This is a genomic window from Streptomyces sp. NPDC050738, from assembly GCF_040654175.1.
Lineage (GTDB): Bacteria > Actinomycetota > Actinomycetes > Streptomycetales > Streptomycetaceae > Streptomyces.
The window spans coordinates 479,062-493,054 of the sequence record NZ_JBFAHN010000002.1; the positions used below are offsets into that span (position 1 = coordinate 479,062).

11 protein-coding genes are annotated in these 13,993 nt (G+C 70.8%); 2 read left to right on the forward strand and 9 right to left on the reverse strand.

The features are described from left to right. Nucleotides 1-94 precede the first annotated feature (94 nt). Entirely contained in the window at nt 95-1,111 is a 1,017-nt protein-coding gene (locus AB0H78_RS06410) for a TIGR03842 family LLM class F420-dependent oxidoreductase (RefSeq protein ID WP_363233105.1), read from the reverse strand. A 236-nt stretch (nt 1,112-1,347) separates the two neighbouring features. Here AB0H78_RS06410 and AB0H78_RS06415 point away from each other — a divergent pair, with 236 nt between their 5' ends. After that, nucleotides 1,348-2,553: an MFS transporter gene (locus tag AB0H78_RS06415; RefSeq protein ID WP_363233106.1), complete on the forward strand. Its 1,206-nt coding sequence runs from the start codon at nt 1,348-1,350 to the stop codon at nt 2,551-2,553. Here AB0H78_RS06415 and AB0H78_RS06420 read toward each other — a convergent pair. The 5 genes from AB0H78_RS06420 to AB0H78_RS06440 all read right to left on the reverse strand — a co-directional run bounded on the left by AB0H78_RS06420 (nt 2,493) and on the right by AB0H78_RS06440 (nt 9,194). After that, nucleotides 2,493-3,491, reverse strand: a complete 999-nt coding sequence (locus tag AB0H78_RS06420; RefSeq protein WP_363233107.1) for a hypothetical protein — start codon at nt 3,489-3,491, stop codon at nt 2,493-2,495. The two genes, AB0H78_RS06415 and AB0H78_RS06420, sit on opposite strands and share 61 nt — an antisense overlap. A gap of 69 nt (nt 3,492-3,560) precedes the next feature. After that, nucleotides 3,561-4,841 carry a TRAP transporter large permease subunit gene (locus AB0H78_RS06425; RefSeq protein ID WP_363233108.1) on the reverse strand — a complete coding sequence of 427 codons (1,281 nt, stop codon included), beginning with the start codon at nt 4,839-4,841 and terminating at the stop codon, nt 3,561-3,563. Nucleotides 4,842-4,844: 3 nt separating this feature from the next. Further along, a complete protein-coding gene (locus tag AB0H78_RS06430; protein WP_363233109.1) occupies nt 4,845-5,417 on the reverse strand; it encodes a hypothetical protein in 573 nt (190 codons plus the stop codon). Continuing rightward, complete coding sequence (locus tag AB0H78_RS06435; protein ID WP_363233110.1) at nt 5,414-7,543, reverse strand: hydantoinase/oxoprolinase family protein; 2,130 nt, start codon at nt 7,541-7,543, stop codon at nt 5,414-5,416. The genes AB0H78_RS06430 and AB0H78_RS06435 overlap by 4 nt, the downstream gene beginning before the upstream one ends. Before the next feature lie 40 nt (nt 7,544-7,583). Then, complete coding sequence (locus tag AB0H78_RS06440; RefSeq protein ID WP_363233111.1) at nt 7,584-9,194, reverse strand: FAD-dependent oxidoreductase; 1,611 nt, start codon at nt 9,192-9,194, stop codon at nt 7,584-7,586. Between the two features lie 182 nt (nt 9,195-9,376). Here AB0H78_RS06440 and AB0H78_RS06445 point away from each other — a divergent pair, with 182 nt between their 5' ends. Further along, nucleotides 9,377-10,480, forward strand: coding sequence for a LacI family DNA-binding transcriptional regulator (locus AB0H78_RS06445; protein WP_363233112.1), 1,104 nt, complete (start codon nt 9,377-9,379; stop codon nt 10,478-10,480). Nucleotides 10,481-10,490: 10 nt separating this feature from the next. Here the strand turns inward: AB0H78_RS06445 and AB0H78_RS06450 are convergent, their stop codons facing one another. The 3 genes from AB0H78_RS06450 to AB0H78_RS06460 are packed head-to-tail and all read right to left on the reverse strand — an operon-like array spanning nt 10,491 to nt 13,625. Then, complete coding sequence (locus AB0H78_RS06450; RefSeq protein WP_363233113.1) at nt 10,491-11,585, reverse strand: Ldh family oxidoreductase; 1,095 nt, start codon at nt 11,583-11,585, stop codon at nt 10,491-10,493. 30 nt (nt 11,586-11,615) lie between these two features. Then, nucleotides 11,616-12,893 (reverse strand): lysine 2,3-aminomutase, encoded by a 1,278-nt coding sequence (locus AB0H78_RS06455; protein ID WP_363233114.1) that lies wholly within the window; start codon nt 12,891-12,893, stop codon nt 11,616-11,618. A 3-nt stretch (nt 12,894-12,896) separates the two neighbouring features. Continuing rightward, a complete protein-coding gene (locus AB0H78_RS06460; RefSeq protein WP_363233115.1) occupies nt 12,897-13,625 on the reverse strand; it encodes a TauD/TfdA family dioxygenase in 729 nt (242 codons plus the stop codon). Between the last annotated feature and the right edge of the window lie 368 nt (nt 13,626-13,993).

Here is a 13,993-nt window from a genome sequence, read left to right on the forward strand (position 1 = left end):
CCTTCGTTCGGGGACGGGTAGGGAGAAGCCCCCTCCCCGGGACGGCGGGGAGGGGACGATCACAGGTGCGGGTGCGGGTGCGGGTGTCGGGGTGTCAGGCGAGTGCGGGGATGATCCGGGCGCCGTAGGTGTCGATGACCGACTCCTTCTCGTCCTGCATGTTGTAGAGGGCGAACTGGTCGACTCCGAGGGCGCGCAGGATCTTCAGTTTCTCGATGTGCGTCTCCACGGTGCCGATCAGGCAGAAGCGGTCGACGATCTCGTCGGGGACGAAGGCGGTGTCCGGGTTCCCGGTCCGGCCATGGTGCGAATAGTCGTACCCCTCACGGGACTTGATGTAGTCGGTGAGTTCCTGCGGGACCAGATTCGAGCTCGCCCCGTACTTGGAGACCAGGTCGGCGACGTGGTTGCCGACCATCCCGCCGAACCAGCGGCACTGGTCGCGGGCGTGCGCGAGCGCCTCGGGCGAGTCGTCCTCGGTGACGTACGCGGGGGCCGCCACGCAGATCTTCACCTCGGAGGGGTCGCGGCCCACGGCCACGGCCGCGTCCCGTACCGCCTTGACCATGTACTCGGTGAGGTACGGATCGGCCAGCTGGAGGATGAAGCCGTCCGCCTCCTCCCCCGTCATCTTCAGCGCCTTAGGTCCGTACGCCGCCATCCAGACCGGGACCTCGGACCCTTCCGGCGCCCAGGGGAAGCGGACCGTCGTCCCTCCGAGTTCGGCCTCCCGGCCCGCGCCGAGCGCCTTGATGATGCGCATGGCGTCGCTGATCCGGGCGAGGGTGTTGGGGGCGCGGCCCGCGACGCGCATGGCGGAGTCGCCGCGGCCGATGCCGCAGACGGTGCGGTTGCCGTACATCTCGTTGAGCGTCGCGAAGGTGGAGGCGGTGACCTCGGGGGTGCGGGTGCTGGGGTTGGTGACCATCGGGCCGACGATCAGATGGTCGGTGGTGGCGAGAATCCGGCTGTAGATGACGAAGGGCTCCTGCCAGAGCACCGCCGAGTCGAAGGTCCAGCCGTGGCTGAAGCCGTTGCGCTCGGCGCGCTGCATCAGCTCGACGACCGCGGAGGCCGGCGGGTCGGTCTGCAGGACGAGTCCGAAGTCCATGGGCACCACTCCTGGTTGAGGTGAGGACACATACCCTGCGGACGTTGCGCCCGCGTTACGTGCTCAGGCGAATCTCCCCCGTCAGACCGTGTCTGACCTTGTACGGAGCCGCTGCGCAGGCGACCCGCGGGGGCACAACTCTGGACTCCTTTCCGGGCGTTGGCAAGGGTGGGTCTACGCGCGTCCACACTTCCGGCGAACGGGACAGCTCTGAATCGTTCAACTACCCTTGTCCGATGCCGGTTGGACTGATCGCACTCGCCCTCGGGGGCTTCGGCATCGGTCTGACCGAGTTTGTCATCGCCGGTCTGCTGCCGGAGGTTGCGCAGAGCCTCGGCGTGTCCGAGGCGGCGGCGGGATGGCTGATTTCCGGATACGCGCTGAGCGTGGCCATCGGCGCGATCGTGCTCACGGCCGCGACCGCGAGGCTGCCCCGCAAGCACGTGCTGGTGGGCCTTGTGGGGCTGTTCGTCGTGGGCAATCTGCTGTCCGCGGTGGCACCGGACTACCGGGTGATGATGCTCGGGCGGATCGTCGCCGCACTGTGCCACGGCTCGTTCTTCGGCATCGGCTCGCTGGTCGCCCGCTCGCTGGTCGCGCCGGAGCAGAAGTCGCGCGGAGTGGCTGTCATGTTCGGCGGGCTGACGCTGGCGAACGTGGCGGGCGTGCCGTTCGGCGCGCTGGTCGGTCAGGTCTGGGGGTGGCGGGCCACGTTCTGGGTGATCACCGGGATCGGGGTCCTCGTCCTGGCGGGGATCATCGCCCTGGTCCCCGGCGATTCCGGTGGCGGCGAAGGCGCGCCGAGCACCCTGCGGGCCCAGCTGCGCGCGTTCCGCTCCGTGCAGGTCTGGCTGACCCTCGCCGCCACCGCACTGGGGTACGGCGGGATGTTCGGCGCCTTCACCTATCTCGCCTACACGTTCACCCGCGTCAGCGGCTTCTCCGCCGCTGACGTCTCCTGGCTGCTGATGGTGTACGGCAGCGGGCTCGTCCTCGGCAATCTGGTCGGCGGCCGGGCCGCCGACCGCAACCGCGACCGGACGCTGATCGTGGCGCTGGCCGGGCTCACGCTCACGCTGGTCCTGTTCGGACTGCTGGCCGCCAGTCCGGTCGCGTCGGTGGTCCTGGTCTTCCTGATGGGCGTGTCCGGTTTCGCCGGCGTACCCGGCATGATCACCCGCGTCACCGACCACGCCCATGGTGCACCCCTGGCCGCCGGCGCCAACGTATCGGCCTCCAACGTCGGCAACGCTCTCGGTGCCTGGCTGGGTGGTCTGGCCGTGACCGCAGGACTCGGTTACACCGCACCGCTCTACGTCGGTGCGGCGATCGTCGCCGCCGCGACCGTCGTCATGACGGTCGCGGCGGGTCTGTCCGTACGTCAGGCGCGGGCCACCGCGATCGCCCCGGCGAGGCGTTCGCCCGCCTCGAAGACCATGTAGGGGACTCCGCCGTCGGTTCCGAAGGACGGTGCGGCGGCGCGGCCGTTCTCCGGCGCCGTGGAGCGGGAGTTGTAGAAGACCCCCAGGTGCTTGCGGAGGGTGAAGTCGTTGCCGACCTCGGTGATCATGATGTCGCCGCCGCTCTCCTTGTCCTTGTTGTAGACGACGTAGGTGGAGCCGTTCCTGTTGAGCAGGTGGGGGCCGCCCACGTTGATGGCGCCCACGTCGCTGTGGCGGATCAGCGGCTGCTGGTCGAAGGTCCAGTTGCGTCCGTCGGCTGACCAACCCCAGTGGATGTCACGGTGGTTGGTGGTGTTGTTGAGCATAAAAACCATGACGTACTTGGCGCCGCGCGAGGGCACGTCCTGGCGGAAGACCCGGGCGTACGAGGTCTCGGTCGTGCCCGAGGGGAGCATCGACGCGGAGAGGACCACCTTGTCGTAGGTGAAGTGGATGCCGTCCTTGGAGCGGGCGAGGCGCGTGGTGGTGTTCTCGCCGTGGAAGTAGAGCCAGAGCTCCTTGGCGTCCTCGTTCCACAGGACGTGCGGGGAGGAGACGTGCGAGACGGAGTAGTGGGGCTGCCAGTTGTTGGAGACGATGGGGTTCGTCGGGTACTCCGTGAACGGGCCTTCCAGGGAGTCGCCGTAGGCGAGGCAGATCCCACCGGGCGCGTCGTGCGGTGCGTAGTAGAGGTAGTAGCGGCCCAGCGGGTCGGCTATGCGGCCCGCGACTCCGCGGATGCACGGAAAGATGATCTCGCCGGTGGGGTTGTACTTCAGCTTGGACGGGGTCAGCAGCGTCTTCACGTAGGTGTAGTCGGGGAATCCGCCGGGTGCGGCGGACGCGGTGGGGGTGGCGAGACCTCCGACGGTGAGGACCGCGCCGGTGGCGGCGGCGGTGCGCAGGAAGAAGCGGCGGTCGAACTGCGGCTCATGCATGTCGGCTCCGATGGTGAGGGGTATCAGAGGGCGTCGGCGGGTGCGGCAGGTGGAGCAGGTTCAGAGGCTTCAGAGGTACGTGGCCGCGGTGACGCACAGGCCGCCGAGGGCGACCACCCAGACGTAGGGCAGCGTGCGGGCCATGACCTGTTGCGGGGAGACGCCCGCGTACTGGGAGCTCCACACGGTCTGCGTGCTGGTCGGGTCGGCGACGCCGAAGACCTGGTTGTACGAGGTCGCCATGCCCAGGACCGCGACGGCCGGGTAGATGCCGGTGGCGATGAGGACTCCGGCGATTCCGGCGCCCAGGCCGAAGACGTTGAGCGGGCCCCGGTAGAGGCAGAGCGGGACGAGCGCGGTGAAGACGAGGACGAACAGGACCGGGTTCTGCGGGCTGACGGCTTTGACGAGGGGTTCGAGCGCGTCGACCGCGCCCGGGAGTTTCACCGCGGCGAGCAGGATGCCGATGGCGACGAACAGGGCGATGGGGGCGGCGGCCACCTCGAATCCGCCGTACAGCGTGCGCAGGAGCCGCTTGTTCATGTCGCGCGGGCGTGTGGTGGTGAGGAGCGCGTACAGGACCCCGGCCAGCAGCGAGGGGATGATGGCCAGTTCGAAGCCGAGCGCGAGGACCAGCGGGACGGCCGGGGTGAGCAGCGCGTACCAGGGGGCGTCACCGAGTCGCTCGCGGCGTGAAGTGGACTTGGTGGCGGCGGACTTGAGCGACCAGGTGTGTTCCACGCCCCGGCGGCGCGATTCGATCAGTACGTAGGCGACGGCGGCGACCAGCGCGAACGGGAACAGCTTGATCATGAATCCGCGCACGGTCGGGACCGGCAGTTCCAGGGCGGTGGAGAAGAACTGCCACAGGGGCAGTTCGAAGGGGATGCCCACCGCGATGCCCATCAGGATCGTGCCCGCCGCGGTCACCTTCGGGATGCCGACGGCGATCATCGCCGGGATCCCGATGAGGCCGGCGAGCATCGCCGCCGGGGCCGAGCCCGTGACCGTGCCGACGAGTGCGGAGACGGCGAGTACGCCCAGGGCCACGACGACCGGGCGGTCGCCGCCGAACTCGACGATCTTGCGTACGAGCGTGCCCGCGATGCCGGTCTCGTCGAGCAGTTTGCCGAGCCAGGAACCCAGGAGGATCGCGATCATCGTGGCGGCCAGCGCCGGGGCGCCCTCCTGGAGGACCGTGTCGAAGACGCTGTTCTTGCCGGTCAGCGGGGCGCCCGCGACAAAGGCGATGACGATGGCGAGCAGGACGAGCGCGAAGGCCGTGGGGAGTTTGCGGGTGAGCATCGCGGCGACGCCGGCCGCCATGACGAGAAGAATGACGACGCCCATGGTTCAGTTCTCTCTTCTGGCGGCGAGCGCCTCGGTGAGGGCTTCGGTGAGGAGGAGCGGGCTGCGGCCGAGACCGCAGACGGTGCGTGCGTAGGCGTGCGCGGCGAGCTCTTCGGCGCCGGCGACATGGGCGTGGACGCTGCGTCGGCCCAGGCGCAGCACCGTGTGGCCGAGTGCCTGTTTGAGGGCGACCCTGGTGGGGCCGTGGTGGAGCTGTTCGTGCGCGCACTCGTGGGCGAGCGCGGCGGCGCGCACCGAGCCCTTCGGGTACCGGTCGCGCCAGCCGCGTGCGTCGATCAGCGCCTCCGCGAACGCGATGGTGTCGGTGTAGAGCTCGACGGTCGCGGGGCGCGAGCGGTAGCGGGCGAGCAGGAGCTCCGTGAGGCCGCCGTCGCGCTCCACGACGCGTGCGCGGCAGGGCCGGGGCGCGAGCCGTGACCCGAACTCCTGCGCGGCCAGGGCCCATTGGCGCAGGAGCGCGGGGTCTCGGCCTTCGTGGGTCGGGGTCTGCTGGAGGAATCTGACGGCGAGGTCGAGGTCCTGGTCGTGTTCGTGATCCACGGCGGTCGCGCTCATGTCCGTACCTCCAGTACGGCGACGACCGCCTCGTCCGCACCCCGCGAGGCGAGTTCGCTGCGGGCCAGCGCCAGCAGCGGTCCCGGTTCGAGGACACCGGAGAGGTCGGCAATACGGGTGCCGAGCAGCAGCCGCAGCGCGGGGGCGCGGACGCCGCCGTCCCCGTAGGAGGTGGCTTCCCGTACGAGGCGGGCCAGGACGTCCGGGGCGCCGGCGACCGTGGTCGTCTCGACCTGGGCGTCGGGCACGTGGAGGCGTACGACGCCGTCCGTGTCGACGACCCGTACCGGATGGCGGGTGGCCCGGAACCGGCGCCTGACCTCGGTGCCGTACACGGTGTGGGTGGGCGTGCCCGCGAGGGCGCGCACCGCGGACGGGTCGGACTTGAGGCTGGCGGCGGCCGCCCGCAGCCGCTCGTCGCCGTCGGCGCGGTGGGCGCGGTCCTGGGTGCGCAGCTCGGTGGCGCCGGTGGCGATCGCCCGCACGGTGTTGGTCTGCGGGTCGACGGTCACCTCCACCTCGACCTCGGCGGCCGATGCGCCCTGCGCGACGACCGCCTGTTCCGCTTCCGCCCGCACCGCCAGGATCTGCTCCTGGGTGACGCCGGGGATGATCCGCTCCACCTGCTCCCTGACCAGCGCGAGAGCGACCCCGATCGGGCTGATCACCTCGCTGTGCTGCGCGATCCGGCCTTCCAGGCCGGCGGTGAGCGCCAGGTGCGGGGTGACGGATGCGGCGCCGCCTCCTCCGCCGACCAGCACGGCGGTGTCCTTGTCGATGCGGTAGTCGCGCATCATCGTCTCGACGACGCTCCGCACCTGTGCGACGCCCGCGTCGAGTATGCGCGTCGCGGCGGTCGCCACGTCGACGCCGAGCAGGGCGGCGAGCGGTGCGATCGCGGCGCGTGCGACGTCCTGGTCGCTGCGTGCGAAGTCGCCCTCGGGGACCCGGCCGAGCGCGTTCGCCGCGCAGGTCATGGTGAGCGCGAAGCGCCCGCCCGCCGCGTCGAGCACGGCATGGTCGTCCGCGTCGTCGTCCATCGGCCGTACGGTCGTCACGGTGGCGTCGCGCAGATCGTCGAGGGTGGCGAAGCACGCGTAGGGAAGCCCCGCGATGTGTGCGCTGCGCGGTCCGACGCCGGTGACGGCGCCGCCCGCGATACGTACCATCGAGCCGCCCCCGACGCCCACGGTCCGCACGTCGAGCGCGTTGAGGTACGAGGTCCTGCCGAGGATCGTCGCGTGCCGGACGGCGACCTTCCCGCGCCGTACGACACTGATGTCCGTGGACGTGCCGCCCGTCTCCAGGAACACGCCCTCGCTGATCCGCTCCTGCATCAGCGCACCGGCAACTCCCGCCGCGGGACCGGACAGTACGGTCAGCAGCGGGCGCCTGCGCATCTCGTCCAGCGACATCACGCCGCCGTCGCAGCGCATGACCATCAGCGGTGCGCTCACCCCCGCCTTGACGATGGAGGCGTCCACGAGGTCGGCGGTGGCCAGCATGCGCGGCAGGATCGCGGCGTTGACGACCGCGGTACGGGTCCGCTTGTGCAGTCCGTAGAGCGAGGTGATCTCGTGGGCGGCGGTCATGGGCAGCCCGGCGTCGCGGGCCGCGTCGAGCACCGCCTGTTCGCCCTCGGGGCGGTCGACGCTGAACGGCTCGCTGGCGACGAGGACTTGGGCCCCGGCTGCGGCGACCTGGGCGACGGCGGCGCGCACTTCGGCGCCGTCCGCCGGGTCGGCGACATGGGCGTACGCGAGCGGGAGCCGTTTGCCCGCGGTGAGTTCGAGCCTGCCGAAGGAGGCGAGCCGCCGGGTGAGGACCGCGGCGGGTCCGCTGCCGATGCCGATCAGTCCGACGGTGGCCACGTCGCCCTCGAGGAGGGCGTTGGTGGCCTGGGTCGTGCCGTGTGCCAGGAAGGCGACGTCGGCGGGGTCGTGGCCGGTCTGTTCGAGGAGCGTGTCGAGCGCCTGGACGATGCCGTGGGCGACGCCGTCCTTGTGGTGGTGGCTCGTGGGGACCTTCACCTGCCCCAGGAGCGCGAGCGTCGTGGCGTCCACGGCCACGGCGTCGGTGAAGGTTCCGCCCACGTCGATGCCGACGCGGATGCGGTGGGTGGTCATGTCGGTGCGCCTCCTTGGTGCTGGGTCGGTCGGGTCGGTGTCAGTAGCCGCGTACGTCGGGCCAGTGGCGCTGCATGCCGGCGCGGTCGAGGATCCGGGCGAACTGCTCGAACCGCTTGTCCTCGGACTGGACTTGGTGCGGCTCGACGCCGTCGCTCAGGCAGTGCGCGGCCAGGGCGCCGGCGACCTCGCCGACGTTCCACTCCACCGGGTGGAGCCGGTAGCAGCCGTTGGTGATGTGGGTGGTGCCGATGTTCTTGCCCGCGGGCAGCAGGTTGCGCATCCGCCGGGGCAGCAGCGCGCCGAGCGGGATCTCGAAGGGCACGGAGCCGATGTCGATGTAGTTGTCGCCGCCCGTGGAGGGGTGCAGGTCGATGCGGTAGCCGCCGACGCCCACCGAGTCCCGGTGCTTCGTACCGCCGTAGGGGCCGACCAGGTCGATGGCCACGTCGTGCTCGGTGACGGTGGTGACGGCCTTGATGCGGCGGGACTCCCGTACGTACGGAGCCTTGGCGAGCCCGTCGGCGGTGCCGGTGACGTCGGGGCGGATCCGCAGCCCGGCGAAGCCGGTGCCGCCGTCGGCGCGGGGGGCCTCGGTCTGCAGCCAGTACAGGACGGAGAGGGACAGCTGCCGCGCTTCGGCGAGCGCCTGAGCTGAGGTCTCCTCGCCCGCGCCGACCAGGGGCTTGAGCCAGTAGTCGTTGAGCGGCCAGTTGACCAGGGTGATGTCCGAGTCGTACGCGCCGGGCCTGTGCAGTTTGCGGGCCAGGATGCGGCGGAAGCCCCACAGTTCCTTGTCGCCCGCGTCCGCGCTCTGATCGGCCGCGACGTCCAGCGGGTCGAGTTCGGGGTTGGGCACGAAGGTGCGCGGTACGGGTTCCAGCGAGCGCGGGTCGGGGGCCGAGAAGCCGAGCAGCGGTCCCGGCCAGAAGTCGGGCCGGTAGGACCGCCAGAAGTCGTAGTCGGCCGGGCGGTCGATGGTGTGGTTCTCGCCCTCGTGATGGGAGAGCGCGAAGCAGACGGTGATGCCCTGCTGATTGAGCGGCTGCGCCTCGTCGGGGGCGTGCGGTTCGTCGAACTCGGCGCGGGATTCCGCACCCAACGCGTGCTCCACGTCGGCGAGTTCGAGCAGCTCACCGGTCTCGGTGGCGTCGATGACATAGGAGGCGCTGACCGTACGGCGGCTGCCGTCGCGCAGATCCTCCAGCGTGATGGCGCGCACCGTGTCATGGTCAGACTCGGCCTGGACCGCGCGGTGTTCGGTGAGGACGGTGAGCCGTCCCGACGCGCGGTGCGGCGCGAGCATGGCTTCCAGTACGGCGAGCGCGACCCGCGGCTCGTGACAGAGCTTGCTGACGCGTCCGGCGCCCGGATTCAGCTGGGTGAGGGCCAGCGCCTCGGAGCGCATCGGGTACCACTGGCGGTAGAACCCCCGTATACCCTCGCGCAGTTGACGGTAGGACGCCGTGGTGCCGAACTGCTCGACCCAGGGGTGCTCGTCCGGCGGGACGGCCTGCGAGGTGAGCTGGCCACCGATCCAGTCGGTCTCCTCGGTCAGGACGACGCTGCGTCCGGCGCGGCAGGCGGCGAGCGCCGCGGCCACTCCGCCGAGTCCGCCGCCCACGATGAGGATGTCCGGTGCGGAAGTCACGTATCTCCTTCTGAAAGTGCGTGCCCGGGGCAGGAACCCGGCCCGTTAATGCGTATTACTAATGCGCATTAACGAGTACTGTGAGGGGCGTCACGACGGCGGTCAAGAGAGCGAACACAACTTTCTCGTCCACCCGTTGGGTGCGATGATGCGCATTACTCACAGGGGAACGAGGGACCAGGGTGGAGCAGCCCAAGAAGCGGGTCAGGCCGGGCCGCGTACCGGCACCCGGCGGTCGCACCTCGCGCCCCCGGCAGGCGGAGGTCGCCCGGCTGGCCGGCGTCTCGCAGGCCACCGTGTCGCTGGTGCTCTCCGCCAAGGGCACGGACCGCAAGGGCCCGAACATCTCGGAGGAGACCCGGCAGAAGGTCCTCGACGCGGCCCGCACGCTGGGCTACGTGCCGGACCCGGCCGCCCGCAGACTGGCCGCCGCGCGCAACAACCTGCTCGGCGTCTTCAGCTTCACGGCCACCTTCCCCACCGAAGTCCAGCACTCCTACTACCCGTTCCTCGTGGGCGTGGAGCGTGAGGCGGCCGCGCGCGGCTACGACCTGGTCCTGTTCACCGGTTCGAGCACGGGCGGCGCGGGCGCCGCGGGCCCCGAGGCCCTCAGCCGGGTACGCCTCGCCGACGGGTGCCTCTTCCTGGGCCGGCACGCGCCCCTCGCCGAACTCAAGCGCCTGGTCGACGACGGTTTCCCCGTGGTCCACCTGGGACGCAGGGAGGAGCTGGAGGGACTGGCCTGGGTCGGCGCCGACTATGTGAGCGCCAGCCGCGAGGTCGTCACGCACCTCGCGCGGGCGGGCCACCGGCGGATCGTGCTCGTACGGGAGGACGACGACGCGCCCGCGTCGGCGGACCGCCAACAGGGCTTCCTGGAGGGGCTGGAGGCGAACGGCCTGACCGGCGGACCCGCCCCCGTCTTCCGCTCCCCCGACCCTGAAAAGGACCTCACGGTCTCCCGGCTGCGCGCGTGGATGGCCGAGGGGGTCACCGCGTTCGTCGCGGAGGAGACGGACACGGGCGCGGCCTGGCGCGCCCTGCGCGCGGCCGTCGCCTCGGCCGGTCTCGACTGCCCCGGCGAGGTGTCGCTCGCCCTGCTGGGCAGCCCTCCCGCCGACATGACGGCGGGACCCGAGCCGACCGGATTCGACATCCCCCGGCCTCAGCTGGGTGCGGCCGCGGTACGGCTCCTCGCCGCGCTCGTCGCGGGCGAGGAGGCCGGGGAACCGCTGGTGGCCTGCGCGTTCAGGCAGGGCGGGACCTCGGGCCCGCCACAGGGCTGAGCGGGGAGGTTCAGGCCGGGGGCCGGCGGGACGGCCCGGGGAGGCCGAGACCGTCGGCCAGTTCGGACAGCAGCGCCGCGGTGCGGTCGTCCAGAGGGATTCCGGTCGTACGTCGCGCCTGTTCGTTCGCGCGCTGCGGGTCTCCTGGGGCGAGCACCGGTGCGTCGCCGGACGGTGGCGCCTGGCGCACGGTGGTCAGCAGCTCGTCGAGGCCCGCGGCGAACGGCTGCTCACCGGCGAAGCAGCCGGGGTCGATGGCCAGCACCAGATGGCCGATCCGGCGGCCGCGGCCTGCGGTGCCCTCGCCCACCTGGGACAGCTGCCAGTCCGGTGGTGTGCCGGTGAGCACGGAGCCCAGGAGTGTCACGGCCATGGCGAGGCCCTGCCCCTTGTACCCGCCGAGCGGCGACAGCGCGTGCGCCGCGTCGGGGTCGCCGGTCGGCCGCCCCTGCGGGTCGGTGGCCCAACCACCGTCGAGCTCCCGGCCCTCCGACCGGCGCTGCTTGATCTCCCCGTAACAGACCTGGCTGGTGGCCATGTCCAGGGCGAACTCCCCCTCACCGCTGCCCGCGGCCACGCTGATCGGGTTGGTGCCGAACAGCGGCTCGACGCCGCCGAAGGGGGCCACCCGTGAGGCGGCCGAGGTGACGGCGAGGCCGACCAGGCCTGCACGGGCGAGCCGGCGGGTGTAGACGGAGGCGGCTCCGAAGTGGTTGGACTCGCGTACGCCCACAGCGGCCACGCCGTACCGCTCCGCACGCTCGGCCGCGTACCGGGCGGCGGCCAGACCGGCGACGACGCCGAGCGCTCCGTCCGCGTCCAGCAGCAGCCCGGCTCCCCGGTCGCGCACCACCTGGATCGTGGGCTTCGGGTCGGCGATGCCGTCCCGCAACTCGTCGAGGTACTGGGGCAGCAGGCGCAGTCCGTGCGTGTCGATGCCGCGCAGGGAGGTGTCCACCAGGGCACGTGCCACGTCCTCGGCGTCCCCGCGAGGGACGCCCGCCGCCAAGAGTGCGGCCGTGGCCAGCGTCCACGCGGCGTCCTCCCCTATCAGCGCGATGCCGTCACCGCTGGGCTTGGTCTCACGGTCGAGCGACGTGGTCATGGCGGACTCCAGGAGGAAGGGTGGGCGCACTCACGGGAGAGCGCGTCCCGGGAACCACGAGCCCAGTGCGGGCCGCAGATCGTCGAACCACTCGGCGGCCGGGTCGAAGGCGGCGAAGAACGGGCGGCCCACCAGAGCGGGGTCGCGGGCCTGGAGCAGCCTCAGGATGAATACGCGTTCGCCCGCGATGTCGGTGACGCCGTCGACCTGCACCTTGCCCGGGAATGCCGACATCACCGGTCCCCGGGCGGACCTGGCCAGCCCGGACACCTGTCGTACGGCGTCGGTGTAGATGCCGAGCGCCTCGGCCAGCGGTACGCCGAAGAAGTTGCGGGCGCCGGTGTCGCGCTCGACGAACATGTAGTAGGGAACGACGCCCAGTTCGACCTGGCGCTGCCACATCCGGGCCCAGACACCGGCGTCGTCGTTGATGTGCCGTACCAGCGGCGCCTGGGAGCGGACGACCGCGCCGGTGGCCCTCAGCCGCTCCAGGGCACGGCGGACGAGCGGAGTGTCCAGCTCCCTGGGGTGGGAGAAGTGGGCCATGACGGCGACGTGCCGTCCGGCCGCGACGCACCGCTCGAAGAGCCGCAGCAGGTCGTCGGCGTCGCTGTCGCCCACGAACCGGTCGGGCCAGTACGACAGGGCCTTGGTGCCGAACCTCAGGGTCCGCACCTGTTCCATGGCCGGGTCGAGCAGCGGCTCGACCCAGCGGCGCAGCACCGGCGTCTTCATGATCAGCGGGTCGCCACCGGTGAACAGGACGTCCGTGACCCGGGGTTGGCCGGTGAGGTAGCCCGTGAGGTCGGCCGGGTCGCGCAGCGCTTGGCGCAGGTCGGCGTCGCCCACGAACTGGGCCCAGCGGAAGCAGTATCCGCAGTACGCGTGGCAGGTCTGCCCCTGCGAGGGGAACACCAGCACCGTCTCGGGGTACTTGTGCTGCAGTCCGGTGAGCGGACGCCCGCCGAGCCGGGGGACGTTGGCCTCCAGCTGACCGCCGGGATGCGGATTCAGCCGGACCTGGGCCTCGGCCGCCGCCTTGCGCATCACTTCGCGGGGCGCTTCGGCATCCAGGAGCGCCGCGATCGATGCGTAGATGTCGGGCGAGAGCATGTCCCGGTGCGGGAAGGTGAGTTGGAAGATCGGGTCGTCGGGCACCGCCGACCAGTCGATCAGCTGGTCGACGACGTAATCGTTCACCTTGAAGGGCAGGACCGTCGACACGACCCGCAGATCCCGCAGCTGCGTTTCGGACAAGCCCCGGTCGCGCGCCAGCACCGCCAGGCGTTCGTGCGAGTAGGACCTCATTCTTCAGCCGTGCTCGCCGAGCCAGTAGCGGGTGAGATGACGCCGCGTGTCCCGGTACTCCGAACGGGCGTGCATCATCCGCTGGTTGTCCCAGATCAGGACAGCGTCCTCGGGGATGAGCACCGAGACACGGTGGTCCCGGAAGAACTCCATGGCCCGCTCCGCCAGTTCCAGGCCGAGGCGCCCCAGGGGCAGGCTTTCCGGATCCGGTGCGGCGTCCAGGGGCGGGTCGTAGTCGCCCGCGGTGAACAGGTTGTAGCTGAAGCGGATCACCTCCCGGCCGTCCGCCGTACGCTCCACGGAGGGGCGGCGCAGGCCTGCGGTGCCGACGCCGGAGATGTTGTGCCCCAGCCAGTCGACCTGCCGCTCGTACAGGACCCGCCGTGTCTCGTCGTCGAGCGTGGCGAGAAAGGCCCGCCCGTCGGCAAGCCCGGTGTGGCCGCTGCCGCAGGTGGCCTGCACCCGGCAGTGCAGGGCGAGATGGCGCGGGGGCGGATCCCAGCCCGGCGCTTCGGTGTGCACGAGGATGGTGTTGGTGCTCTTGGAGTACCTGCGGTTCTCGTAGCCGGGGACGGCCTTGACCTGATAGCGCAGCCGGCCGTCGTACTGAGGCATCACCGGGCCGAACCGGCCCAGGGCTTCGGCGGCCTCCTCGTCGGTGCGGATCCCGTCGATCAGGGTGTAACCCTGCTCGACCAGCTCTTGGGCGTGGTGGCGGACAGCGGCAGTCATGGCGTAGCTCCCACGAAATACAGAGGGCTGATTGTGTCCCCACAACCGGTGAACGGCTCACCGAAGAAAAACGGATTGGATCAACTGACCAGAAGAGCATGAGCGCATCCCCAACCCGTGTCAACAAGCTGCGGAAATCGGCACTCTTGACATCTCCGGCCGACGTCGCTATTTCGCTTGCGAAAGGAGGCACAATCGGGCAATACCGCCTCCATCCGGGTTAATCTTTCGACTTCCCGATGCCGTGTTGACATCGCCGCACGGGGGCCTTCATGCTCGTCAAGTCCGCTGATCCACAAGAGAGTTCGATCGACGGCTGGCCCGTTCGGTCGCTCTCGCCATACCGGCTGGGGAGGTGAAGTGACATG